Raw genomic sequence first — 25,258 nt, 5'->3', positions numbered from 1 at the left:
TGGCCGTCGCCGCGCAGCAGCTTGACGTTGGGGTACGGCGCCGGGCCGGGGTAGTTGAAGTCCTCGACCGCCACCGGCGCGGCCGAGTTGTCCGCGGGGACGCCGTCGGCGGAGGCCAGTGCGGTGGCGCCGAGCGTGGCGGCCACGGCGACGGCACCGCCAACGAGCAAGCGGGACATGCGCTTTGCCATGCCTATTCCTCTTCGTTCATCTGGTGTTTGCCCTGACGGGCGGATCAGCGGAATCGGGTGACCGGTCTGAATGGTGAGCGAACCAACCGGCAATGGCGAGACGTCATTGCCGGTGGAAGTGGTTGAAGTTGCCGCATGGGCGCCTTCGGGGTCGCAGCCGGAATCCGGGCCATCGAACCAGATGAGCTGATGCTTCGACAAGCGCGTTCCTGGCGCTGGCCAGGCGGAATGTCATGCTTTCCCAGCGGTTGGGTGTCTATCGGTGATGCGGTTGTATTTGCTTGGCTTTGCCCTTTGACAGGTGTTTCATTGGCGGGTTTTTTTGGCAACGTCATGGCTTCGTAGACGTTCTGTCGTATCGTCATCTGGCGTAGGCTCCGCTGCGGCCGTGAATCCGGCCGATGCCGACAGTGGAGGTTTCCGATGCACCATTCGATATCCCGTTCACAAGGGCGCGGGAGGGGGAGGCCGCCGCTGCTGGGCAGGCTCTCCCTGGGCCTCCTGCCGCTGGCTCTGACGGCGGGGCTGGTGGGTTCCGGCATCCAGACGGCTTCGGCCGTCGAACCGACCGACGCTCAGCTCCAGCGGAGCGCCCGCGACATCACGGTCGAGGCCTGGCTCAACGGTGGTCCTCGCGTCCACGAGCTCGCGGAAGCCGTGCTTGCGGGCTCGGACCAGGACGTGAAGCGGTTCGTCGACAACGAGCTCGCCGGCGCCCAGCACCTGGACGACCTGCTGGCCGCCACGCAGATCGAGGGTGTGGGCGGGCCGAAGGTCCGCGAGGCCGCGGGCAAGGCCATCGCGGGCACGGCCGACGAGCTGCACACGTTCCTGCGGAGCGGCTGGCAGTCGGCACTCGACGCCGACCGGCGGCTGTGGATCACCCGGATCACCGACCCCGCCGTGGGCGCCGGCCGCAACCTGCAGGCCGCCGGCGACGCCGCGCTGCGCAGCAACACCAGTGACGACCTGCAGCGGTTCCTGACCGAGGGACAGTTCCCGGCGAAGGATGCCGACGACCGGCTCAAGCTGGTCCAGATCCTCAGCTCCGGCGGCACGAACACCCAGGCCGCGGCACGCGCCGCGCTGAACGGGTCGATCCAGGACGTGCGCGACTTCCTCGCGACCGGCCAGTATGTCGCCCAGAACCGTGACATGGAGCGCGCGAGCATCGCGCTTCTGGTGCAGCAGGCGAAGGACGCGGGCGCGCAGGCGGCCCAGGAGGCCGCCGCGGCCATCGAGGCCAAGGACAAGGCGGTCCACGAGGCGCAGGAGGCCATGAAGGCCGCCGCTCTGGCCGCGTCCGAGACCCAGCAGGCCGGCAACGACGCGGCCAGGGCCACGGAGGCGGCGAACAAGGCGGCGACGGCCGCCGAGCGTGCGGGCAAGGCGGCGAACACGGCGCTGGCGGCCGCGCGTGCGGCCAACGCGGGCGCACGCGCCGCGGCTTACGCGGCGTCGAACGCGGCGGCCGCGGCGTCCGGTGCCCAGCGGGCCGCCGCCGCCGCGCGGAACTCCGCGGCCGCGGCCGCCGGTGACGCGACGAAGGCGCACGACGCGCGGGTCGCGGCGGACGCCGCCGACGCGGCCGCGAAGCTGGTGGACGCCGCCAAGGACACGCTCGTCCACGCGGACAAGGCCCTCAGCGACAGCCAGACCGCGGCGGGTGCCGCGCTGAGCGCGAAGGGCAACGCCGATTCCGCGGCGGGGTCGGCCGAGCAAGCCGGTGCCTACGCGGACAGCGCCGGCGGGCAGTCGGCGAAGGCCAAGCAGGCCGCGGCGGCCACCCGCCGTTCGGCCGTCGAGGCCGGTCGCGCCGCCGCCGCCGCGCAGCAGTTGGCCGGGGAGGCCGCGACGCAGTCGCAGACGGCCGCGGCGCTCCTGAAGTCCGCGGGCGAGCACGCCGCCGCGGCGGCCCAGGCCGCCCGGTACGCCGCCGAGCACGCCGGCCAGAGCGCGAACGCCGCGCAGGAGTCCACCGACCACGCGAACGCCGCCTCCGGGTTCGCCGCGGACGCCCAGACCGCGGTCGACAAGGCCAACGCGGTCCAGGACCTGGCACGCCGCATCGAGGCCGAGGACCTGACCAACCGCACCGCGGTGGCCGTGGAGAAGGCCCGGCAGGCCAAGGCCGACGAGACGGCGAAGCAGGCCCAGACCGACCAGGCCGCCCGGGACGTCCAGAAGGCCCGGGCCGAGGCCGAGCGGCTCGCCCAGCTGGCCAACCAGCCCGGCGCCACCCCGACGCAGGTCGCCACCGACGGCCGCAAGCTCGCCATGGTCTCCCGCAAGATCTCCGCTTCCTGGGGGAACTCGGCGGCCGTCGACGCCCTGTCCGGTGACGACGCCGCCGTGTTCGCCTACGTGAAGACCGGGCGACGGGAGGCCGAGGAGCGCGACGCCCGCGACAGTGTCACCGCGATCCACAAGAACTCCGACAGCGAGGCGGTCCGCACCGCGGCCTACACCGCGCTGCAGGGCAACGCCGCCCAGCTCGCCACCTTCCTGACCAGCGGTCAGTACGAGGCCGTCGCGCCGGAGAACCGGCTGACGATCACTCGCCTCAGCGACAAGGCCGGCCCCGCCGTCAAGGCCGCCGCCGACGCCGCGCTGCGGGTCAACACCCCCACCGCGCTGCGGGACTTCCTCGGCAAGGGCCTGTCGGACGCGCAGGCCGCCGACGACCGTCTGACCGCCACCCGGCTGGAGGACGCCCCGGCCACCGAGCCCGAGCTCAAGGCCGCGGCGAAGATCGCCCTCGAAGGCCCTGTGCAGGACCTGCGCGCCTTCGTGGCCCAGGGCCAGTACACCGCGCAGCAGAAGGACCGGCTCGCCGCACTGCACGTCGCCGACATCAAGGGCCTGATCGCCCAGGCGACCGCCGCCGCCGCGACCGCCCAGAAGAACGCGGCCACGGCCCAGGCCGCCGCCGCCATCGCCCGCAACGCCTCCAACGAGGCCAACGGCTACGCCGCCCAGGCCCAGGCCTCGGCCAACACCGCCGCCGAGCACGTCGCCAAGGCCCAGGCCGCCGCCGACGCCGCCGCGGCCGACGCCGCCAGGGCGGCGGCCTCCGCGAAGACGGCCAACGCGGCCAAGGCCTCCGCCAACCGCGACGCCGCGAGCGCCGTCCACTCCGCCAACAGGGCCGAGCAGTCGGCCCGGCAGGCCCGGTCGGCCGCGACCGACGCCTACAGCTCCGCTGCCGATGCCCGGGCCTCCGCGGAGGCGGCCGGCAAGGACGCGACGGCTGCCCAGGCCGCCGCCGACGACGCCCGCGCCAACTACCAGGGCAAGTTCGACGCCGAGCAGAAGGCCGAGGCCGAAAGGCTCGAGGAGGCGCGCAAGGAGGCCGATTACAAGGCCCAGATCGAGAAGGAGAAGCAGGACTCGATCGCGGGCATCGAGGAGGAGATCAAGAAGGCGAAGGAGGACAACGAGACCTCCAACTCCATCTACCGCCTCGTCTCCGAGACCATCCACCTCACGCTCGACGTGATCGGCGGCGTGGGTGGCGTCTTCGCCCCCGGCCTCGCCGACATCGCCGACCTCGTCAACTGCGCCTACTACGCCGTCGAGGGCAAGACCACCGAGGCGGTCGAGTCCTGCATCGGGGCGATCCCCTTCATCGGCGACGGAGCCGCCATCGCCAAGCTTGCCAAGTGGGCGAAGAAGTTCGGCTCCTGGGGCGAGAAGGCCGTCGAGTTCATCCAGAAGCTCGTCAGGCGGGTTCCTAAGTCCTGCCCAGTGCCGAACAGCTTCGCGGCGGGTACCCCCGTCCTCATGGGCGACGGCTCCACCCGTGCGATCGAGACCGTCAGGATCGGCGACGAGGTCCTCGCCAGCGATCCCGTCAGCGGGCTGACCGGACCCCGCCGGGTCTCGGCCACCATCTACGGCCCGGACGACCGGGACTTCACCGACATCTCCCTGGGTGCCGGACGCTCGCTGACCAGCACCGACCACCACCCCTTCTGGGCCGAGAACCGGAAGGCCTGGATCGACGCCGTCGACCTCGAGACCGGCGACGAACTGCGCGACCCGGCCGGCCAGCCCCGGCGAATCGAGAGCGTCCGGCACTGGAACACCCTCCAGGGCGCCTACAACCTCACCGTCGACGAGCTCCACACGTACTACGTGGTCGCGGGCGACACGCCGGTGTTGGTACACAACGCCAACGAGCCGCTGTGCCTGCAACTCGCCAACAGCGACGTCGAGAGCGTCTTCCACCGCGCCACCTTCGACAAGCCCAGCGAACAGTTCCTGTATCACTACAAGGAGCAGGGGATTCCGAACGGCATGTCGCAGAAGGAGTACATCGACGCGGCCAAGGAGGCGATGGAGCGTGTGACGAAGCCCGGTTTCCTGAAGGACAACCCTGATTGGAAGGTCAACCTCAAGGACATCGGATCCCACGAGGACAAGCTGCAGGGGAAGGCGTACACCAACAAGACAACGGGCGAGGTGGTGTTCACGTCGATGGATGGCAGTAGGGTCGTGACGTACCATCCCCCGGGGAGGCGGTGACAGAGCGATGCGACGACCGGTGGAACTGAGCTTTGTCGATGCCTACACCATCTGGAGTCATGTTCCGTATCCGCCGCATGGCACAACGCCGGAGTTGAGGGAGCTCCGCACCGATCTCGCGATCGCCCACGAGCACACCACGGGGGCCGTCGTCTTCATGAGGACCGGTGCGTTCAGGCCGTCGGGTGCGGATGTCCTGACGGAACTCGACGAGATCGTCACTCAAGCCGGCGCCCTGTGTGGGGAGTACGCGGGGGAGGACCTGGCGGTCGCGCGGGAGATACACGCCTACGCGGTGTTGCTGGCGATCGTCTACCGGGGATTCCTCGAAGCGGGTGAATCCGTCTAGGCGGTCGTTTCGTCGAACCGCAGAACGCCCGGCCGGGGTTTCCCGGCCGGGCGTTCTGCGTTGTCGGCGGTTACAGGCGGTTACAGGCGGCTGAGGCGCTCGGCGAGGTCGCGGGCGTGGGTGGCGGCGGTGGGGCCGCGGGTGGGGTCGGGGGCTTCGGAGAGGAAGACCAGGGCGAGCATCAGGGCGGCGTCGAGGCGGCAGGCGAGGAGGGTGGGGTCGTCCTCGGCGGGGACGGGGGCGAGGGTGGCGTAGCCGGTGCGGAGGGCGGGCAGGTCGAGGTCGTTCTCGGGGTAGCGGGCGTATTCGGCGAGGCGGCCGAACTCGAGGGCGGGGGTGCCGAGGAGGGCGTTGGACCAGTCCAGGAGGGCGGTGGTGCGGCCCTGGTGGCGGCGGATGTTGGAGCTGCGGACGTCGAGGTGGAGGAGGCTGGTCCCGGCGAGGGGGGAGAGGTGCCGGGCGAGGAGGTCGGGGGCCGGGGGCTCGGGCCAGTCGGCGACGAGGCGGGCGAGTTCGGCCCAGCGGCGGCCTATCCGGGTGGTGAGGACCCCGGCGGTGGTGCCGCCCTCGGCGGCGACGGGGTGCAGTGGCGGCGGGGGTGCCTGGTGGAGCCGGGCGAGGAGCCGGCCGAGGGCGTGGGAGTCGAGTGGGGTCCCGTCGTCGGGGACGTAGTCGGAGAGCAGCACGTCGGGGGAGTCGGGGTCGTCGGCGAGGACGAGTTCCCGGGCGCGGGCGACGGGCAGGCCGTGTTCGGCCAGGTGCCGGGCGATGGCGTGCTCCTGGACGAGCAGGGCGCGGGTGTCCACGTGCGGGTCGTTGGCGTTGGAGTCGAAGCGGTGGTGCGCGAGCCGTACGGCGACCGGTCCGCCGTCCCGGGCCCGGGCCCGGAAGACGGTGAACTCCAGTCCCTTGCCGACGAGTTCCAGGCCGCTCAGGCCCCACTGTCCGGCCAGTCGGTCCAGTACGGCGAAACGCTCACTCATGGTGCATCCTCGGTGGTCTTGCGACGGTCGGTCACCCTGCTGTCCCTCAGCAGGGCGTAGGCGATCGGCAGGCAGGTCAGCAGGGTGACCACGCCGCCGAGGGCGAAGGCGGCGCGCGGCCCGGCCGAGGCGCTCACCCGGCCGAAGACCAGCGCGCCGAGGGGCATGGTGCCCCAGGCGAAGAGCCGGTAGACGCCGGTGGCCCGGCCGAGCATCCGGTCCGGGATGATCGTCTGGCGCAGGGAGACGGCGACGACGTTCCAGACCATCAGGGCGAAGCCGGTGACGCCGTAGGCGACGGCGACCACGGGGACCCGGTCGGTGGCGGCCACCGCCAGGCCGGCGGCGCCCATCAGGGCCAGGTTGCCGACCAGCGCGGGGACCCGGCCGACGGCCTTGCTGAGCCGGCCGGCGACCGCGCCGCCGATCACGCCGCCGACCGCCCCGGCGGCCAGCAGCGCCCCGTACGCGGCGTCCGGGAGTTCCAGCACCTCGCGGACCAGGATCACGAAGACGGCGATCTGGCCCAGGTAGACGGCGTTGATGACCCCGGCGGAGACGGTCAGGGCGCGCAGCAGCGGATCGCGGAGGACGAAGGCGACGCCCTCGCGGATGTCGGCCAGCAGGCGGGGCTTCCCGGTGCCCGGCCCGGGTTCGGCGGCAGGCTCGGATTCAGGCCCGGACTCGGGCACCGGCCCGCGCACGCCGCGCAGCAGCAGCGCGGAGGCCAGGAAGGAGACCGCGTCGATCACCAGCGGGACGGCCCGGCCGACCGTGAACAGCACGCCGCCGACGACCTGCCCGAGCAGGTCGCGGCCGACGGTCTGGACGGCGAAGAGCCGGCCGTTCGCCGACTCCAGCCGGTCCTTGGGCACGACGCTCGGCAGCAGCGCGAAGGACGCGCAGTCGAACAGCACCTCGCCGACGCCGAGCAGGAACGCGGAGGTGAGCAGCGGCCAGAAGGTCAGCCGGTCGGTGGCGAGCAGCAGGACGGTGAGGACCAGCACCGCGGCGCGCAGCAGGTCGGCGAGGACCATCAGCAGGCGCCGCTCGAAGCGGTCGGCGTATGCGCCGGCGGGCAGGGCGAACAGCAGCCAGGGCACCGTGGTCGCGGCGGTGACGGCGGACACCTGGAAGGCGTCGTCCAGCACCGCGGTGGACAGCAGCGGCAGCGCGGCGAAGCGCATGCCGTCGCCGACCGCGGAGGAGGCGGCGGCGCCGAGGACCCGGTGGTAGCCGGAGGAGGGGCGGACGGCGGTGTCGGTGCTCACCCGCGCGGCTCCGCGGCGGGGTTCCCGGCCGAGAAGACGGCGCAGCGCAGTTCGCTGGTGTACCGCAGGCCGTCCACGTCCAGCCAGCGCTGGTCGGGGGCGGGCAGCATCTCGGAGACCTCCAGGGTGCCCTCGGCGCGGGCGGCCAGCCGGCCCAGCTGCCGGACCAGCAGCGGGGACTCCCAGTCGACGTAGACCGGCTTGGGCTCGCCGGGGACCTTGACGAAGACGTGCCGGGGCAGCCGGTGCTCGGCGCGCAGCCGGCAGGCGGCGACGAACAGCGCGGCGTCGTCCCGGCCGGTCTGGCGGCCGAAGGCGGCGGTGTCGCGCAGCCGGGCGGCGGGGATGCGCCAGGTCTCGCGCTGCAGCACGACGCGGCCGCAGCGGATGCGCGGGATGTGCGCCAGGTCGGGGGCGTCCAGTCCGGCGCCGCCGAAGTGGCGGGGGAAGGCGAACGGGGAGAGCGGGTCCTGCCGGATGCTCGGGCCGCCGGCCGGGGGCGCCATCAGGCGCAGCCGGCCCTCGACGCCGTGGGCGCGCAGCTCCAGCCGGCCGTCGCGCAGCACCAGGTAGAGCTGGGAGGGCTGCAGCACCCGGTCGCGGGACTGCGCGGAGCGGCCGTAGACCTCCAGGTCGTGGCAGGGGTAGACGAGTTGGGTGGAGGACTTGTCGGGGTGGCCGCGGGACAGGTTGGCGAGCACCTCGTCGTCGGCGAGCAGGGACTGGTAGCCGCGGTACACCTCGGAGAGCAGTTCGGGGGTGTGCTCCTGGATCAGCGGGCCGAAGCTGGTGTGGGTGATGACCTCCCGCACCGCGTGGCAGTCGCCGATGACGGCGGTGAACCGGCCCTCGGCCAGGTCCTCCCGGCTCCGCGCGGCGAACAGGATGTCCGGGTCGCAGACGGCGGGCGGGCTGCTCGGCTGGGCGGCGAGGACGGCGGCCATCCGCTCCCGGTCGACCACGACCTCGGAGCGGTCCGGGTCGGTGGCGGCCTCGCCGAGCAGGGCGGCGCCGATCTCCCGGTCCAGTTCGGCGAGTTCGGCCTCGACGGCGAGGCACTCGCGGGCGATGGCGTCGCGGTCGCGGAAGAACTCGGCGTAGAGGACGTCCAGCGGGATCTCCACGCCGGGGCCGAACCGGTCGGCCACCCACCGGGTGAGGATGACCAGTTCGCGCCGCATCCGCAGGCGCGGGCCGGCCAGCACGGTCTCGTACACGATGGACAGTTCGTCGGTGATGAAGCGGGCGAGGTCCGGGCCGACGGTCAGGTCGGCGGGGCGGCCGCGGGCCTCCTCGAACAGGATGCTGCGGTCGGCGTAGTGCAGGCCGCTGTTGCGGTTGGCGGGGCCGCCGGTCAGCTGCTCGAACCGGGCCTTGCTCTCGGCGAGCGCGGCCGCGCGTTCGGGCAGCGGCAGGGCGGCGAAGCGGGTCAGGTCGGCCTCGAAGCCGTCGATCGCGGTGAGCAGCGGGTCGGCCAGCGGGGCGGGGGCGGCGAGCAGTTGCTCGCGCAGGGCGGCCAGCGGCCGGTGGTCGCCGATCGGGATCTCGAACTCGACGACCACCCATTCGCGCTCGGCGAGTCCGGCGAGCACCTCGTCGAAGGGGACGGGGCAGCGCTGCTCGTCCTGCCAGGCCTGCCGCAGTTCGCTCAGGGTGCGTTCGCCGTCGCAGTGCTGCCACAGCCAGGCCTCGTACGGTTCGACCGGGCGCCCGCCGAGGTGCCGGAAGTCCCAGTCGGTGTCCAGGCCGTCGCGGGTGGTGAAGGCGTAGAGGTCGATCCGGCCGTCGCGCAGGAAGGACAGCGGGCGGCGCCGGGGGCGGGCGTGGTCGAGCAGGCCGGGGACGGCGGCGGCGCTCTGGGCGAGCTTCTCCGCGGCCCAGTGGCTGAACAGCGCGCGCCGTTCCAGCTCCCGCTCGCCGGACCAGGTGATGCCGGGGGCGGTGCCGACCCGGCCGGGGGTGAAGGGGCCGAAGTGCGAGTGGGTCTCGTTCTTGGTGGTGACCCGCTGGAGGTACATGGTGAGCAGGTCGGTCATCTTGCGGGTGCGCCGCCCGGTCGCGCCGTCGTGGGCGTCGAGCCAGGCGGCGAAGGTGGGGTAGGCGGAGTCGTTGGAGAGCAGCAGGACCTGCCGCAGCCGCTCGTCGCCGAAGGCCTCGACGACGGCGGCCCCGGCCCGGTCGAGGCGGTCCTGGTGCCGGGCGGCGAACCGGGTCTGCTCCTCGGCGAAGTGCCGGGCGGCGTCCTGGTAGGCGCGCAGGACGGCGGCCTCCTCGGCGGGCACGGCGGCCGCCGCGGCGGCCAGCTCGGGCTCGGGGACGGGCAGCAGGAACCCGGCGGGGGAGGACAGCCGGGCGGCGCCGGGCACCGGGTGGCGGCGCAGGGCGGCCTTGAACGCGTCGGCCAGCTCCTTCAGCCGCTGCCCGTGGGCGACGAGCTCCCGGGCCTCCTCGGCGGCGGCCGGGTCGGCCAGGGGCGCGAGCAGCTCCATCGGGAAGCCGGCCTGGCGGAGCACGACGACCGGTGCGAGCTGCCAGGGGACGCGCACCCCGGGCTCGGCGGCGGTCCGGGGATCGTTGACGGTGGTCACGGCCTCACCTGGGGGATCGAGTGGACGGGCGGACGGCGGTCGTGCAGGGCGTCCAGGACGGCGAGCGGGTCGGCGGGGAGCGCGGGCAGCAGGCCGGGGCTCGGCGCCCAGGGCTTGACCCGCACCCCGTGGTAGTCGGACCCGGCGGTGGCGACCAGGCCGAGCCGCCCGGCGGCCTCGGCGAGCCGGGCGCTGTCGGCCGGGGTGTGCCAGCTGGTCCACACCTCCAGTCCGGCCAGGCCGGCCTCCCGCAGCGGCGCCAGCAGTTCGGCGCACCGCGGGGCGTCCAGGCCGGCGGTGTGCGGGCCGGGGTGGGCGAGGACGGCGACGCCGCCCGCCCGCTCGATCCAGGACAGCACGTCCACCAGGTCGGGGTTGACGGGGTGTTCGACGTGCAGCGGCCGGCCCGGGCGGCACCAGTCGGCGATGAGGCGGGCGAACCGGTCGTCGCCGTCGGCGTACGGGGCGAACCGGGGGTCGTCCCCGGCGGCCTCCAGCAGCAGGGCCAGGTAGTCGTTGACGTAGGCCACCCGGTCGCCGCCGAGGCGCCGTTCGACGTCGGCCCGGGCGATCGGCACGCCGAGGGCGTGCGCCCGGTCGGTCCAGGTGCGCCACCAGGCGAGTTCGGCGTCGTGGAGGCGTCCGATCCGCTGCCGGAACGCCTCGTCGCCGGGGTCGACGAAGTAGGCGAGGCAGTGGGTCTCCTCGCCGCGCCAGGTGGTGGTGATCTCGCAGGCCGGGACGACGGTGAGGCGCCCGGCGGCGGCCCGTTCGAAGGCGGCGACGCCCGCGAGGGTGTTGTGGTCCGTCACGGCGGCGACCCGCAGCCCGGCCTCGACGCACCGCCTCGCCAGGTCGGCCGGCGCCTCGTCCCCGTCCGAGTGCCGGGTGTGCAGGTGCAGGTCGACCGGGGTGGCCAGGGTCGCGGGCGCCCCCCGCATCAGCGGGACCTCCACACCGACCGGGATCCCCGCGCCGACCGGGATCCCCGCGCCAGCCGGGATCCCCGCGTCGGCAGGGCCCCCCGTACCGGCAGGGCCCCCCGCACCGGCAGGCTCCTCCGCATCAGCGGGCCCCGGGCAGGGTGCGCCGCCAGGAGGCGGCCAGCCAGCGCTCGTACTCGGGGCCGGACGGCTCGTCCACGACCAGGCAGAGCGGCTCGATGATCCGCCCCGCGCCGCCGGCCAGGCCGCCGTGCAGCATGGTCAGGTTGTGGCCGAGCAGCAGGTCGCAGTGCTCACCCGGGGCGAGCACCTCCCAGCGGCGGCGGAACCGCGCCCAGGTCAGGCCGGTGGCCATGAGCAGCTGGTGGCAGAAGAGCCGGGCCGCCTCGCCCCGGCACTCGCCGCAGGCGCACTCGCGGGCCAGCGGCACGGCGGCGGGGTAGCGCCGCCGTTCCTCCTTGGACAGGTCCGCCTCGCTGTGGTGGAAGGACAGGCCGTGCCAGAACGTCTCCTCCAGCCCGAGCATGGCGCCCACCGACGGGTAGGCGCAGCCGTGTTGGGGCTGGCGCTCCAGGCCGCGGCGCAGGTTGCCGCCGAGCCAGCGGGCCGCGCCGGCCACGGGGTCGTCGCCCCGGTCGATGCCGCGCCGCTCCAGCACCTCGTCGATCACGCCGAGCCAGTCGTAGTACGTGGTGACGCTCAGCCCCTCGCCGACCTCCGGCAGGAAGATGCCCTGGTACATCTTGTGCGCGGCGGTGGTGGTGTACCCGGAGTCGCCGTAGGTGCGCTGGGCCGGGTCCCAGTCGGGGGCGTCCTGGAGGCTGGGCGTCAGGTACGAGCAGTGCTGGCCGTCGTGGTGGGGCAGCAGGGTCCGGGTGGTGTAGCCCTCGGGGACGTAGGTCTGCTGCGCCTTGTCGACCTCCAGCCGCATCCGGGCGGGGGCGCCGCGGGCGATCAGCGCGGTGCGGACGCGCTCGACGATGCCGGTGGACAGCCGGCGGCTCTCCTCGACCCCGAGTCGCAGCCGGCCGATCCGGAAGACGGCGTAGCCGGTCCGGTGGATGACCTCGACGGCTCCGGCGGCGAGGGCGTCCAGCGCCCGCTCGCGCTCGGCGGGGGCCCCGGAGACCAGCGGGGTACAGTCGAACTGCGCTTCGTGGGGCGTGAATCTCACCGGTGCTCCAGGGGTGCGGAGGGGGTGCCGGGGGCCCAGGGCGCGAGTTCGGCCGGGGCGACCTCGGTGCGGAACAGGAACTCGAAGAGCAGCCGTGCGGCGATCTGCGCGGTGCCGCCGGACGGGTCGTAGCGGGGCGCGATCTCGGCGATGTCGACGGCGCCGACGGGCAGCGCCCGCAGCTCCTCGTAGACGTCGAGGAGGTCGCCGATGCCGATGCCGCCCATGGTGACGTGCCCGGTGCCGGTCGCCGCGGCGCTGTCGAGCACGTCGATGTCGAGGGAGACGTAGACGGTGTCGCAGCGCGAGCCGAGCTCCTCGATGACGGGGCGCAGGGCCGCGGCGGCGCCGTCCCGGGTGATCAGGGAGCCGGGGACGACGTGGAAGCCGCTGTCCAGCAGGCCGCGGAACTGGTCGTACTTGGTCACGTCCCCGACCCCGACGAAGGCGATGTCCTCCGGGCGCATCTGCGGGATCTCGCTGATCCGGCGGGAGTTGGAGCCGTGGTAGAGCGGCCCGTGCAGGGTGCTCCAGTTGCCGAAGTCGAAGTGGTGGTCGATGTTGATGAACCCCACCCGGCCGGCGCCGCGGTCCAGCCGGCCGGCGCGGAAGCCGGCGAAGGTGGGGAAGGTGCAGGAGTGGTCGCCGTTGAGGAAGATCAGCCGCGGGGCGTTCTGGCTGAGCCGGCGGCTCTCGGCGGCGACGGCCTGGAAGGTCTTGACGGTGTCCGTCGGGTAGATGTGGAGGTCTCCGGCGTCCGCGACGCGGGGCGCGTGGTAGCGGAAGGTCTGCCCGGTGCGGGTGTCCAGCATCCGCCACTGGCCGAGGCTGGTGAGGTAGCTGGAGAAGACCAGGCTGGCCTGGCGGACCGCCCGCGGCCCCTCGGCGGCGCCGGGCCGGGAGCTGGCGGTGGCGTCGTAGGGCACGCCGGACACCACCCAGCCCGTCTCGCCCACGTCCACCTGGTCGGCGGTGGTGGTGGGGGCGCCGAAGAGGGTGCCGACGCCGGCCCAGCCGGGCAGCGGGTCCTGCTCGAAGTCCTCCGGCTTGACGCTGGTGCGGAGGGCCTCGAAGTCGGGGAGCTCGGTCATGTCAGTTCTCCTGCGCGGCGGGCGTGACGGACAGGCCGGGGACGGCGGAGGCCGGGGCGGCGGGCAGCGGGTCGCGGATGATGGCGTGCGCCGCGGCGATCTTCTCCTGGAACAGGTCCCAGCTGTCCTCGGGGGACAGGTGCCGGGGCCGGTAGACGACCGGCGCGTCCTCCCGCCAGTCCGCGAAGTCCCAGTTGAAGATGCGCTCGCGCAGCCTGGGGAAGTCCGGGGTGAGCGGGTACGGGACGAAGTTGTAGAGGTTGAAGAGCCACAGCGCCGATTCGTTCTCCCGCATCCAGCTGACGGTCTGGCCGTGCGCGGCCTCCGTCTCCTCGTCCAGGCCGCCCATCATGTTGAGGACGATCTTCAGCCCGGCGTCGCTGAGTTGACGGATCTTCGAAGTGTAGTCGTCCAGGCCGCGGGAGAGCTTGTTGAGGCGCTTGAGCATCTGCGAGTCGGCCGATTCGAAGCCGAGCTCCACGGCGACGACGCCGAGTTCGAGCATGGCCTCGACGATCCACTCCTTCACCTGCATCACGTGGGTCTGCACGATGAAGCGGTAGCCGGGGCGGTCGCGGAAGACGTCCAGCAGGTTGCCGACGGCCTCGCGGGACTGGCCGAAGGTCTTGTCGCCGATGTAGAAGAGCCGGGTGTCGGGGAACCGGCTGGTCAGCTCGTCGACCTCCTGGGCGAGCGCGTCCTTGGCGACCAGGGTGAGCTGCTTGCTCCAGGCGTCGCCGCAGAACGAGCACTGGTACAGGCAGCCGTGGCTGGCGTTGAGCCGCAGCAGCGGGACCCGGCCCTGGTAGCCGCCGAGGTGGCGGTAGTCCGGCGCCCAGGTGATCCGGTCGGACACCAGCCCGGGCAGCAGCGGCTTCTCCAGGCTGCCGCCGGACCCGGAGGCGAGTTCGACGAGCCGGCGCACGAAGGTGGCGTCGAGCTGGCCGCGGTGCACGGCGTGCACGGCGCCGTCGGGGGCGAGCGGGGCCATGTTGCCGCCGAGGACGACGCGCCGGCCGGCGTGCTCCAGCCGCTTGGCCACCTCCAGCGCGAGCCGGAGGTTCTGGGCGAGCGGGGACATCAGGACCAGGTCGCCGGGGGCGGTCGCCTCCAGCAGCGGCTCGGCGCAGTGCTCCGGCTCGGCCGGGGTCCTGGACAGGTCACGGAAGACGGAGTCCAGGCCCGCGGTGTTCAGCAGGGCGGTCAGGTGGGCGACCCAGAGCGGCATCTCCCACAGGCCGTCGGTCGGGATGAAGTACTCGGGCAGCATGGCCCGGAAGCGCCGGTCGTAGTCGTCGTAGTAGCGGGCGAGGTTCGGGTCGGGGTCGTGGCTGGAGGGGAAGGGCAACTGGACGATGCAGCTCTTGGTCATGGCGGTGCCTTCGGTCGGTGAGGGCGTGGGGTCCTCGACGTGGAGCACTCAGTGGGGACGGCGCGAGAAGACCGCACAGCGCAGCTCGCTGGTGTGACGTTCTCCGTCGATGTCGAGCCAGAGGTGCTCCGGGGCGGGGAGCATTTCGCTGAACTCCAGAGCGGCGGCCGTCTTCCGGGCGAGCCGGAAGACCTGCCGGACGATGAGGGGGGATTCCCAGTCGACGTAGACCGGTTTCGGCTCGCCGGGGATCTTCAGGAAGCCGCGGCGCGGCAGGCCGAGTTCGCGGCGCAGCCGGCGGGCGGCGGCGAACTCCGGGGCGTCGCCCTTGGAGCGGTGGACGCCGGGGCTCCAGCCGCGCAGGGCCTCGGCGGGGACGCGCCAGCGCTCCCGGTGCAGCACGATCCGGCCGCAGCGGATGCGGGGCACGTGGTCGCGGTCCCGGTCGCGGACGCCGACACCGCCGAAGTGGCGGGGGAAGGCGAACGGGGAGAGCGGGTCCTGGCGGATGCTGGGGCCGCCCGCCAGCGGGGCGAGCAGCTTGAGCCGGCCGGCCAGGCCGTGGGCGCGCAGCTCCAGCCGGTCGGCGGTGGCCACCAGGTACAGCGCGCCGGGCTGGAGGACGTCGCCGCGGGCCTTCGGGGAGAGCCCGTACACCTCCAGGTCCGGGCAGGGGTAGGTGAGTTGGGCGCCGGTCTTGTCGGGGTGCGAGCGGGAGAGGTCGACCAGCACCTCGTCCTCGTCGAGCAGCCCCCGGTAGCGGTCGTGGACCGCGTCGAGGAGTTCGGGCGCCTCGGCCTGGAGCATCGAGGCGAAGCTGGAGTGGGTGAGCGCCTCGCGGACGGCGTGGCAGTCCCCGACGACGGCGAGGAAGTCGCCGCGGCCGATCGCGGCGGCGTCCGGCGCGGCGAGCATGACGTCCGGGTTGCACAGCGCGGGCGGGGTGTCGGGGTGGCGGGCGAGCAGCTCCTCCAGCCGGGCCCGGTCGACGACGCTCTCGGAGCGGCCGTCCTCGGCGCCGTCCAGCAGCAGGTCGACGACCTCCCGGTCGAGCGCCGCGATCTCCCGGTCCACCTCCTCGCACTCGGCGGCGAGCAGCGGCTTGTCGGCGAAGAAGGCGGCGTAGAAGTCCGGCAGCGGTACGGGCGTGCCGGTGCCGAAGCGCCGTGCCGTCCAGCGGTGCAGGATGTCCAGTTCGCGGCGGACGCGCAGCCGGGGGACGAGCAGCGTCAGGTCGTAGACCACGGACAGCTCGCGGCCGATCAGGGCGGCGACGTCGGGGCCGAGGACGACGTCCCTGACCGGGCTGTACGCCTCCTCGTAGAGGATGCTCCGGTCCGCGTAGTGCCGGCCCTCGGAGCGGTTGGCGGCGGAGCCGGTGACCTCCTCGAAGGCCTGCTTGAGCTCGCCGAGCAGGGCCGCGCGCCGCTCCGTCGGGCCCTCCGCGAAGCGGCGCAGCCCGTCCTGGAAGCGGCGCACCACGGCGAGGTCGGGGGAGTCGTCGGCGAGCTGACCGGCGAGTTCGCGCAGCACGTCGGTGGCGCCGATCGGGATCTCCCGGCGGCCGATCAGCCAGTCCTGGTCGACGAGTTCGGCGAGCACCCGGTCGAAGTCGCGGTCGGCCGGGCGGTCCGGGCGGTCGGCCCAGGCGGCGCGCAGCCAGGCGACCGTGCGCTCGCCGTCGCAGTGCTCCCAGAGCCAGGACCGGTCGGCGTCGAAGGTGTCGGCCTTCACCGCGACGAAGCGCCAGCCGTCCGGCATGCCGGTGGTGCTCTCGAACGCGTACAGCCGGACGACGGGGCCCTCGGCGAAGGCGAGGGGCCGCCGGCGGGGGCGCACCGCCTCGAAGGCCTCCGGCCGGGCGCTGAAGACCTCGGCCATCGCCTCGCCCGCCCAGTGGCTGAGCAGGGCGATCCGGCGCAGCGGGCCGGTGGACCAGCCGACGCCGGGGGCGGCGCCCTCCGGTGCGGTCCGGGCGACGGCGAGGGGGCCGAAGTGCGAGTGGGTCTCGTTCTTGGTGGTGACCCGCTGGAGGTACATGGCGAGCAGGTCGGTCATCCGCTTGACGTGGCCGTCCGACCCGGCGCCGCCGGAGGCGAGCCAGGCGGTGAACTCCTCGAAGCGGGCGTCGTTGGACAGCAGCAGGACCTGCTGGAGGGAGGGTTCGCGGAACAGGTCCACGACGGTCCGGCGGGCGTCGGCGAGGGCGGCGCCGTGCTCCCGCTCGAAGGCCTCCCAGTGGCCGTCCAGGGCCTGCACCGCGTCCTGGTAGCGCTTGGCCGAGTCCAGGGCGGCCGGGCCGAGTTCGGCTTCGAGCCGGGCGAGGTCGGCGGGCGGGAAGGGGCGGAGCATGCCGACGCCGGAGGCGAGGTCGCCCCGGGTGCCGGCCCGCTCGGCGCGCAGGTCGGCCTTCAACCGCCGCCCCAGCTCGACGGCTTCGTCCCGCAGGTCGAGGACGGCGTCGGCGGCCCGGGCGGTCGAGGGGGCGACGACGCGGTCCAGCAGCGAGAGCGGGTAGCCCGCGTGGCGCAGCATCGCGACCGGGGCGAGGGACCACCCCGGGCCGCCGTCCGCCCCGGTGGTCGGGGTGCGGTCGCCTCCCGTCGGAGGTCGCGCGCCGTCCGGACGCGGCTTCGGCTCGTCCATGATCGCCCCCTTGTGGCTGACTTGATCACGACAGTTCGTGACCATAACAACGTGTCGAGGGGTCTTTCAATAACGATGGGCTCAACATGCGGGTTTCCGGCCAAGATTGACCGGTCGTCAGCCGAAACCCGTGGTGGTGCTGCGGAGACCGGAGGTTGGGATGGCCTCAAACGGCCTGATTCAACGCAAACATGACGTCGAATCAGGCCGAGGGCCGGGGCTGGAGGGTCCCGTCAGCTCAGGGTCCTGATCGGTTCGGCGGTCGCGGGGTCGAGGAAGTCGGGCTTCTTGCGCAGCGGCGAACACAGGATCGGGACCGGGATCAGCAGGGTGAACAGGCAGCAGACCAGCAGGGATCCGCGGTTACCGATCAGCTGGCCGAGCACGCCCGCGAGGAGGGCGCCGACGGGGAAGACGCCCCAGGAGAAGAACCGGACGGTGGCCACCACACGCGGCATCAGCTCGGGCGCGACGGCCGTCTGGCGGTAGGTGCGGCCGATGATGGCGAAGGTGACCGTGCAGGCCCCCCAGCCCACGTTCCCCAGCAGGAACAGGCTGAGCCCCCAGCCCGAGGTGGCCAGCGGCATCAGCAGCGCGGAGACCGGGGCGAGGAACAGGGTGAGGACCGCGGCCCGGGTGGCGCCCAGCCACTTGACCAGGGCGGTCGTGATCGCCGCACCGACGACCCCGCCGATGCCCAGTCCGGCGATCAGGAAGCCCACGGTGAAGGAGTTGGCGTGCACCGTGCGGACGAGGAAGACCGCGGTGAGCGCGTCGATGGCCGCGGTGGCGAAGTTGAACCCGGTGCCGACGAGGACGAGCGGGCGGATCACCGGGTGCCGTCGGACGAACCCGATGCCCTCGCGGATCTCGGCCACCATGTTGCGCTTGGCCTTCCTCTGTCCGCGGTCGAGGGGCGAGGGGACGGTCATCAGCAGCGTCGCCGAGAGGAGGTAGCTCACCACGTCCGCGATCAGGCTGTACGCGGCGCCCAGCGCCTGGACGAGGCTGCCGCCGAGGGCCGGGCCCGCGATCTGGGAGAGCGACTCGCTGCCCTGGATCAGGCTGTTGCCGGCGATCAGCCGCTCCTTGGCGACCACCGTCGGCAGGTAGGTCGAGTAGCCCACCTCGAAGATCACGCTCGACACGCTGATCACGAAGGCGACGGCCACGAGCTGGGCGAGGGTCAGCACGTCGAAGTAGACGGCCAACGGGACCGACACCAGGGCCGCGGCGCGGATCAGGTCGGCCGAGACGAGGACGAGGCGCAGCGGGAGCCGGTCCACGATCACCCCGGCCGGCAGCCCGACCAGCAGCCACGCGCACATGCTCGCCGCCGCCACCAGACTCGTCTCGAAGGTGCTGGCGTTCAGGACGAGGACGGCCACCAGCGGCATCGCGACGGTCGTGACGGCCGTGCCGAAGGCGCTGGTGCTGTGCGCGGTCCAGATCCGCCAGAAGACCGAGCGGTCGGGCGGCGTGGACTGCGTCGGGGACATCATCATGGAGCTCCTACTGCGGGCCTAGACGGCGTGGGTGTCGTACAGCGGGCGGGGGCCGTCAGCGCAGCAGCGCCACTTCCTGATCGCGAGGACGCGGACGCGGGCCGGCTCGCAGTCGACCCGCCTGGGGTGGAAGCCGGTCGCGGCGAGGAGGCCGAGGAGTTCCTCGGCGGTGTCGCCGCGCTCCCACCGGGGACGGTCGGTGTCCAGGTGCAGGACACCGTGCGGGATCAGCGCCCGGCAGAAGCCGTGCAGCACGGCCAGGGCGTCCTCGGGGGTGGGGAACGGCTGCGCCCGGCCGCACCAGATGCCGTTCAGCACCCCTTCCCCGTATTCCTCGTGGGCCGCGGCGTCCGGTCGCGGGTGGTCCAGGGCGATGGACGGCCGTTGGCCGGTGACCCGCGCGTAGATGGTCTCCAAGCCCTCCAGCCGGCCGGTGTCGAGCTCCGGCCGGCCCCGGGTGAACTCGGCCACGCGGATGTGCGGGGTCGGCGGCAGGATGCCCATGAAGGCCTGCAGGCCCGCCTCGCTCACGGGTGTGTCCATGTGGGTGGCTCCCTGTCCCTCGGTGTCGTCAGTGACCGAAGTCCTCGATCAGTTCGCGGAGCGCCTCGACGCAGCCGCCGCAGCCCGTGCCCGCCAGGCAGCGGTCGCCGATGCCGTCCGGCGAGTCCGCCCCCGCCCGGATCGCGGCGACGATCTCGGCCTCGGACACCGAGCGGCACACGCACACGACGCAGTCGGGGTCGGGATCGAACATGGTCACGGATCAGCCGACGGCGATCCGCTTGCCGTCCAGGACGAAGCAGCCCCGCTGCGGTTCGCGGGCCAGCAGGTCGACCTCCGGGAAGAAGGTGCGGTAGGCGGTGAAGGAGATCAGGTGCCAGATGTCGGCCTCCGGGACGCCCAGGGCGCGCACGTTGGCGATCTGCTGGTCGATCGGCTGGGTGCCGGCCGCGACGACGCCCTCGTGCTGGTACCAGAGGGAGTTCTCGGCGTCGCGGTGGAGGTGCTGGCCGCCCAGGTCCGGGGTGTCGCTGCGGTCCGTCATCAGCATCATGTTCGACGGTCCGGCCAGCTCCACCGCGCGCTTGGCGATCGCGAAGTCGACGTGCTCGCCGTCGAAGTTGAGGCAGGCGGTGATCCGGCCCGCGTGCGCGGCGCGGATGATCGCGGCCGGCACCGGGCCGACCTGCTCGTGCAGGTCCGCGAGGGACCAGGACGGCAGGTCGTACGAGGCGATGACGGCGTCGCGCTCGGCCTTCGCCCGGGAGGTGCGGAACGCGTGCTTGACCAGCAGCGGCATCTCGTTGAAGAGGTGGTCCGTGATCACGCGGACGCCCCGGCCGGGGAAGTCCGCGGCCTCGGCCGCGCTGATCGCGGTCTCCACGCAGTCGGCCCCCAACTGCGGGTCCTCCCGGGTGAAGTGGCCCAGGGCCGGACGGACTCCGCGCTCCACCAGGGTGGTGACGATCCACTCGAGGTCCGGGTAGCCCGCGGGCAGCGCCGGCGCGAGGTACGAGCCGGGCGTCAGGGCGTCCGGCGAGACCATCAGGTAGGCCAGGCCGAGCGGGCCGCAGGACGCGAGCTTCTCCCATTCCGCGCGGGACGGCGCCCAGACGGAACTGGCCGGGGTGCCGCCGAAGCTGGCGACCAGCGGGCCCTCCAGGGCGATCGCCCCGATGTGGGGGAGTTCCCCGTCGGCGCGCATCCGGGAGAACTCGCCCATGAACCCGACGAAGCCGTCGAGGCGCTCCTGGCGCAGGTAGAGCGTGGGGATGCAGATGATCCCCTCGGCCCGGGCGGCCTCGTCGAGCTCCTTGAGGTCCATGCGGCCGAAGTCGGAGAAGTCGACGTTGCCCAGACCGTGGCAGTGGACCTCGACCGGCAGGCTCGGCACGAAGTAGCCGTCGGAGCCCGCGGCGTCGGTGCCCGCCGAGTCGGATACGGACAGCCGGCCGTTGCTCCAGGTCACCGAGGCGGGTCGGGTGCGCTCGGGAGTCAGCGAGGTGTTCGCTGTGAGCATGGTGGTATTCATCTCTTTCCTATCGAGTACATCTCGCGTTCCACCGCCACGTTCGACCTGGTGCACGCGTCAGAAGAGGACGGAGCCGGTCGTCGCGAGATATTCCAGAATTTCCTTGGTGTCTGCGGTAGCGGTTTCCGCATCGATGTCGTACTCGGCGGCCAGCAGTCGGCCGATGTCGGCGATCGAATTCCGTCCGTCGATCTGCTTCCAGATGAAACTGGCCGTCTCGGACAGTTCGAACGCGTCCTTGGCGACGGCCACCAGGAACCTGCCCCGCAGGTTTCGGACCCGGACGTCGGGCCGGTACGAGGGAACCTGGTCGGGGGAGAGGACGGGCTGGTCCGCCATCAGAGGACCACGCTCATCGAGATCCTGCGGCAGACGGGCAGGACTTCGTTGACCCACGCCGCGGGGTCGGCCGGGTCGAAGGACTGCATGGTCTCCAGCGCCCAGTACTCGTCGAACGACAGCACCGACTGCTCCACCGCCCGGAAGCGCCGGGCCCGCCACTTGGCGTTCTGCCCGTACTCGGCGTGCGAGGCGAGCAGCGCGTCCACGGCGTACTCCAGTGCGACGCGGGCCGAGAGCACCGCGCTCTCCAGGTCGCCGATCGACATCTGCCCCACGGCGTCCTCGACGCGGGTGTCGGCGTAGTTCAGGCCGCGCTGCACCAGCACCGAGCCGAAGGCGGAGGCCTTGAGCTCGGCCGCGCGCCGGTTCAGCCAGCCGTCGTTCTCCAGGGCCTGGCCGTGCCGGAGCCACTCCAGCGTGACCGTCTCCTGGCGGTCGAGCTGGACGCCCTCGCCCACGGCGCTCTCGAAGGCCTCGTGCGAGACCTTCGCCAGGACGGCGTCGATCTGCGCGTCCGTCATGAACCGGATGTCGCAGCGCGTGCCGTGCGCGTAGGTCTCCAGCGAGCGGAACTCGTCCGCGCCGAGCGGGATCGGGGCGCCGTGGAGGCTGCCGCTCCACGGCTCCTCGGTGATCACGAAAAGGTCGATGTCGCTGCTCGGGTTGCCCCAGCCGCGCACGATGGAGCCCGCCTGGAAGACGCAGAGCGGCGCGTCCGGGAGGAAGCCTTGGGCGCGCAACTCCGGTAGGGAGGAGGACGAGTTGTCAGCCATGGCTCTCTTTCTGTGAACGTTGGTGCTCGAGCAGGACGGACGGCGCGTTGTTGACCAGGTGGGCCAGCAGCGCGGGGAGGATCGAGCCGGACAGGGCGACCAGGGCCAGCAGCGAGAGGGCGGCCAGGAGTTCCACGGCCAGGACGCGCGGGGCCTTGCGCCAGTGGCTGTCGCCGACGTGGTGGCGGGCGATGAAGCCGGCCGCGCCCAGCAGCGAGGTCACGATGCCGGCCGGCCCCGCCGCGGTGACGGCGAACGACCGGTACAACGCCTCCTCGCCGAAGGGCGCCAGGATCCCCGTCGCCACCCTCGTCCGCGCCTGGAGCGGGGTGGAGGGGCCGACCAGGAAGGCCAGGTCGCCGGAGAGCAGCAGACGGAGGTTCATGCCCCCGGCCAGCAGCAGGACCGCGGCCAGTCCGAGCGCCACCAGGTACCACCACCAGGCCGCGCCCCTGGTCAGCCACGGGGCGCCGGTGCCGGCGGCGACCGCGATGAAGGCGACCGGTACGGCGACGGCGATCGCGTTCTCGCTCCAGTACGCGGCACCCGTGCGCAGGGTCCGCGGCATCCGCCACGGCAGCAGCCCGGCCAGGGCGTCCAGGGCGACGAGCACGGCGGCGGCGCGCCAGGTGCCGCCCTGGATCCAGAGCGCCACGGCGAAGGCCGCCATCACGGCAGCCGAGAGCAGGCGCACGGGTTGCGGCGGCCAGGCCGAACGGTCGAAGGCACGGGCCAGGAAGCCGGTGCCGTCGGCCGTGGGTGCCGGGGACGGCGTGCTCATCGCCGGACCGGTTCCCCGGGCCCGGGCACCTCGGTGATCAGACCGACGGCCAGGGCCTCCTGGAACAGCTCCGCCACGTCGGCGAGTTCGCCACCCGTCCCGGCCAGCGCCTCGGCCAGGGTGCGGGAGCCGTCGAGGGTCCGCAGCAGGGCCAGCCAGGCGGCGTCCTCCGAGGCCGAGATCTCGTACTCGAAGCTGCCGTCGACCACCACGAACCACGAGTCCGGCTGCGCGGGCACGGTGGCGAGCAGGGCGTTGTCGGCCAGTGCGTAGACCGCCCCGCGGTCGGGCTCCGGCTCGCTGACGACCCGGGCGAGGATCTCCGGGGCCTCGCTCTCCCAGTCGCCGACCTTCAGCTCCACCGGGGTGGGACGGGGCGCGGCCAGCGAGGGCGCGGCCGGCAGCCGGCTGGTCATGACCTCCAGCAGACCGAGGTTGACGATCCGCAGCAGCAGTTCGGTGCTGCCGCTGCTGGGGCTGCGTTCCAGCCGGTCGAGGGTGGTGCGCAGGCCGTCGGCGTTGAGGTAGCGGCGCGCGTTGTCGCTGGAGAGCGCCTCCTCCAGGAGGGCGGCGCCGTCCTGGGCGAGCAGCCGGGTGAGGAAGCGGTCGGTGTGCCGGGCGCCCTCGCCGTAGAAGAAGTAGCCCTTGGGCCGGGTGCGGATCTCCTCGGGCAGGATGCCCTTCAGGGCCTCGCGCACGATGCGCTTGTCCCACAGCAGCGCGGAGCGGCGGGCGGCGGGGATCCGGGCCACGAGTTCGACGAGGCGGTGGTCGAGGAAGGGGACGCGGGCCTCGACGCCGTTGCCGGCGGCGGTGCGGTCCTCGTGCCAGACGTTGTACTGCTCCAGGGTGCGGTACTGCCAGGCGAAGTAGCCGGCGTAGTGGTCGTCCCGGTACGGCGAGGCGGGGTCGATCTCCGCGTCGTTGAGCAGCGGGACGCCCTGGTGCTCCCACCAGTGGCCGAGCTTCGGGTTGCGCTCCAGCGCCTGCCGCCGGTGCAGGTCGCGGAGGTTGGACTCGAAGTCCTCCCAGGTGCCGCCCTCGCCGGCGAAGTTCGGGATGTAGCCGCCGTTGATCTCGTCGGCGGCGGCGCCGAGCAGCATGCCCTTGATGTCGGGGAAGTTCTGCCGGGCGAAGCGGTGCAGCTCGAACTTGTAGAAGACCTCGGGGCCCACCATCGGCGTCTCCGCCAGCCAGACGAGGTCGCGCCACTCCTGCGGGCCCGGGACCCGGTCGGAGCCGATGAGCACCTGGTGGTTGGCCAGGCCCAGCAGTTCGGCGGTCCGGTGCCCGCCGCGGGCGTCGCCGTTGAGGGCGGTGCCGGGCGTCAGCGCGGTGAAGGTCTGGAGGCCGGAGCCGGGGGCGAGTGCGGCGACGGCGGCGGAGTCGATGCCTCCGCTGAGGAAGAGGCCGAGCTCCGTGTCGGCGGTGGCGCAGTCGGCGACGGAGGCGGCGAGCAGGTCGCGGAACTCCGCGATGTAGTCCTCGTCCGTCATGTCGGAGTGGGCGTCGGAGCCGGGCAGTTCCCAGTAGCGGTGCTCGCTGGTCGTGCCGTCCTGGAGCCGGATCTGCAGGATCGTGCCGGGTGCCACGATCTGGAGGTCCTCGAACCAGGTGGTGACGCGGCCGTGCACGAACCCCGGTGTGGCGTTCATGTCGTACTCGCTCAGCGCGCGGTTCCAGTCGAGGCGGCGCGGGGTGGCGGGGTCCGCGAACAGGGCCTTCATCTCCGAGGCGAAGACGACGCGTTCGGCGTTGCGGTGGTAGTAGAGCGGCTTGATGCCGAAGCGGTCGCGCCCCATCAGCAGGACGCCGCGTGCGCGGTCCCACAGGACGAAGGCGAACATGCCGTTCACCCGGTCGAGGAAGCGCAGGCCGTCGCGCTGGTAGAGGTGGAGGAGGACCTCGCAGTCGGAGCCGGTGCTCAGACGGGTGCCGGAGGGCAGGCCGGCGGCGAGCTCCTTGTGGTTGTAGACCTCGCCGTTGGCGATCAGGAAGAGATTGCCGTCCGGGCTGACGAGGGGCTGGGCGCCGTCCTCCGGATTGACCAGGGAGAGCCTGTTGAAGGCCATGCCCACGGGGCCGTCGCAGAGCAGCCGCCGGTCGTCGGGTCCGCGGTGGGCGAGTGTGCGGGCGAATGCCTCCAGGAGCCCGCCGGCTTCCTCGGGCAGGGGGGTCCCGTCAATCCGGGCCACGCCGGCGATGCCACACATTCTCCACACTCCGTCCGCAGAAAAACAGGAAAGCGTGCCACTGGAAAGCGGCAGAAGGGGCCCCGAAGGTGCGCCACGCCCGTTTCCGGGCGTGGCGCACAACGCGTCATCAGACGCCGTTCGACAGGATGGTGCCCGTGCCAACCTTCTTGGCGGACGGCTTGATGTACTTCTTCATGACTTTCACCTCCTCCCTTGGCATGAATTCGGAGGATGCAGTTCCGCATGGGTGCGTTGACACACACGATGTGTCCGACCTGCGCAGGGCAGTGCCGATCCCACCGAAACATTCATCAGCGCATCCGCAGTGCTCGGACCGAGCAGAAGTGCGGCGCTGGTACCCCCGTACCGGGCGGTTCGGCGTCTTCTCCGTAACCGCTGCGTTAACTTCCTATCGCGGTTGAGGATCCGCGGTCAACCCGGTTCGGCATTTTCTTATGTACGACCCGGCCGGCCCGGGTGTTCAACTGACG

19 protein-coding genes are annotated in these 25,258 nt (G+C 72.7%); 2 read left to right on the top strand and 17 right to left on the bottom strand.

What is annotated here, in order from left to right; all coding sequences use genetic code 11:
* Window positions 1-191: hypothetical protein (locus ACFVXH_RS06155; RefSeq protein ID WP_380785898.1), on the bottom strand; the 191-nt coding region annotated here is incomplete at its 3' end.
* Between the two features lie 528 nt (window positions 192-719).
* Between ACFVXH_RS06155 and ACFVXH_RS06150 the strand changes: the two genes are divergently transcribed.
* Together ACFVXH_RS06150 and ACFVXH_RS06145 are read left to right on the top strand one after the other, a co-directional pair.
* Window positions 720-4,718: a polymorphic toxin-type HINT domain-containing protein gene (locus ACFVXH_RS06150; RefSeq protein WP_387820553.1), complete on the top strand. Its 3,999-nt coding sequence runs from the start codon at window positions 720-722 to the stop codon at window positions 4,716-4,718.
* Between the two features lie 19 nt (window positions 4,719-4,737).
* A complete protein-coding gene (locus ACFVXH_RS06145) occupies window positions 4,738-5,067 on the top strand; it encodes a hypothetical protein (protein WP_387820550.1) in 330 nt (109 codons plus the stop codon).
* An 80-nt stretch (window positions 5,068-5,147) separates the two neighbouring features.
* Here the strand turns inward: ACFVXH_RS06145 and ACFVXH_RS06140 are convergent, their stop codons facing one another.
* From ACFVXH_RS06140 to asnB, 16 genes are all read right to left on the bottom strand, one after another.
* The gene (locus ACFVXH_RS06140; protein ID WP_387820547.1) at window positions 5,148-6,050 is read right to left on the bottom strand and encodes a phosphotransferase family protein; all 903 of its coding nucleotides are present in this window, start codon (window positions 6,048-6,050) and stop codon (window positions 5,148-5,150) included.
* Window positions 6,047-7,321, bottom strand: a complete 1,275-nt coding sequence (locus ACFVXH_RS06135) for an MFS transporter (RefSeq protein ID WP_387820544.1) — start codon at window positions 7,319-7,321, stop codon at window positions 6,047-6,049. The genes ACFVXH_RS06140 and ACFVXH_RS06135 overlap by 4 nt, the downstream gene beginning before the upstream one ends.
* A complete protein-coding gene (locus ACFVXH_RS06130; protein ID WP_387820541.1) occupies window positions 7,318-9,909 on the bottom strand; it encodes a lantibiotic dehydratase in 2,592 nt (863 codons plus the stop codon). The genes ACFVXH_RS06135 and ACFVXH_RS06130 overlap by 4 nt, the downstream gene beginning before the upstream one ends.
* Window positions 9,906-10,850, bottom strand: coding sequence for a PHP domain-containing protein (locus ACFVXH_RS06125; RefSeq protein ID WP_387820538.1), 945 nt, complete (start codon window positions 10,848-10,850; stop codon window positions 9,906-9,908). The genes ACFVXH_RS06130 and ACFVXH_RS06125 overlap by 4 nt, the downstream gene beginning before the upstream one ends.
* Window positions 10,851-10,974: 124 nt before the next feature.
* Complete coding sequence (locus tag ACFVXH_RS06120; protein WP_049649749.1) at window positions 10,975-12,027, bottom strand: hypothetical protein; 1,053 nt, start codon at window positions 12,025-12,027, stop codon at window positions 10,975-10,977.
* Entirely contained in the window at window positions 12,024-13,118 is a 1,095-nt protein-coding gene (locus ACFVXH_RS06115) for an arginase family protein (RefSeq protein WP_074004064.1), read from the bottom strand. The genes ACFVXH_RS06120 and ACFVXH_RS06115 overlap by 4 nt, the downstream gene beginning before the upstream one ends.
* A gap of 1 nt (window position 13,119) precedes the next feature.
* The gene (locus ACFVXH_RS06110; protein WP_074004065.1) at window positions 13,120-14,490 is read right to left on the bottom strand and encodes a radical SAM protein; all 1,371 of its coding nucleotides are present in this window, start codon (window positions 14,488-14,490) and stop codon (window positions 13,120-13,122) included.
* Between the two features lie 48 nt (window positions 14,491-14,538).
* Entirely contained in the window at window positions 14,539-17,136 is a 2,598-nt protein-coding gene (locus ACFVXH_RS06105; protein ID WP_380778182.1) for a lantibiotic dehydratase, read from the bottom strand.
* A gap of 233 nt (window positions 17,137-17,369) precedes the next feature.
* On the bottom strand, window positions 17,370-18,641 hold the full coding sequence (locus ACFVXH_RS06100) for an MFS transporter (protein ID WP_387820532.1): 1,272 nt from the start codon (window positions 18,639-18,641) through the stop codon (window positions 17,370-17,372).
* An 18-nt stretch (window positions 18,642-18,659) separates the two neighbouring features.
* Window positions 18,660-19,184, bottom strand: coding sequence for a hypothetical protein (locus tag ACFVXH_RS06095; protein WP_117490490.1), 525 nt, complete (start codon window positions 19,182-19,184; stop codon window positions 18,660-18,662).
* 28 nt (window positions 19,185-19,212) lie between these two features.
* Window positions 19,213-19,398 (bottom strand): (2Fe-2S)-binding protein, encoded by a 186-nt coding sequence (locus tag ACFVXH_RS06090; RefSeq protein ID WP_117490492.1) that lies wholly within the window; start codon window positions 19,396-19,398, stop codon window positions 19,213-19,215.
* A 9-nt stretch (window positions 19,399-19,407) separates the two neighbouring features.
* Window positions 19,408-20,664: a hypothetical protein gene (locus tag ACFVXH_RS06085; protein ID WP_387820528.1), complete on the bottom strand. Its 1,257-nt coding sequence runs from the start codon at window positions 20,662-20,664 to the stop codon at window positions 19,408-19,410.
* Between the two features lie 69 nt (window positions 20,665-20,733).
* Window positions 20,734-21,015, bottom strand: coding sequence for a PqqD family protein (locus ACFVXH_RS06080; protein ID WP_387820525.1), 282 nt, complete (start codon window positions 21,013-21,015; stop codon window positions 20,734-20,736).
* Window positions 21,015-21,791 (bottom strand): hypothetical protein, encoded by a 777-nt coding sequence (locus ACFVXH_RS06075; protein ID WP_387820522.1) that lies wholly within the window; start codon window positions 21,789-21,791, stop codon window positions 21,015-21,017. The genes ACFVXH_RS06080 and ACFVXH_RS06075 overlap by 1 nt, the downstream gene beginning before the upstream one ends.
* Window positions 21,784-22,572, bottom strand: coding sequence for a type II CAAX prenyl endopeptidase Rce1 family protein (locus ACFVXH_RS06070; RefSeq protein WP_387820519.1), 789 nt, complete (start codon window positions 22,570-22,572; stop codon window positions 21,784-21,786). Before ACFVXH_RS06070 ends, ACFVXH_RS06075 begins: the two co-directional genes overlap by 8 nt.
* Window positions 22,569-24,785: an asparagine synthase (glutamine-hydrolyzing) gene (gene asnB, locus ACFVXH_RS06065; protein WP_387820516.1), complete on the bottom strand. Its 2,217-nt coding sequence runs from the start codon at window positions 24,783-24,785 to the stop codon at window positions 22,569-22,571. The genes ACFVXH_RS06070 and asnB overlap by 4 nt, the downstream gene beginning before the upstream one ends.
* Window positions 24,786-25,258: the final 473 nt, after the last annotated feature.

The organism is Kitasatospora sp. NPDC058184, assembly GCF_042883725.1.
GTDB lineage: Bacteria > Actinomycetota > Actinomycetes > Streptomycetales > Streptomycetaceae > Kitasatospora.
Note: the sequence above shows the minus strand (reverse complement) of the source record. Positions and strands in the feature narration are given on the sequence as shown.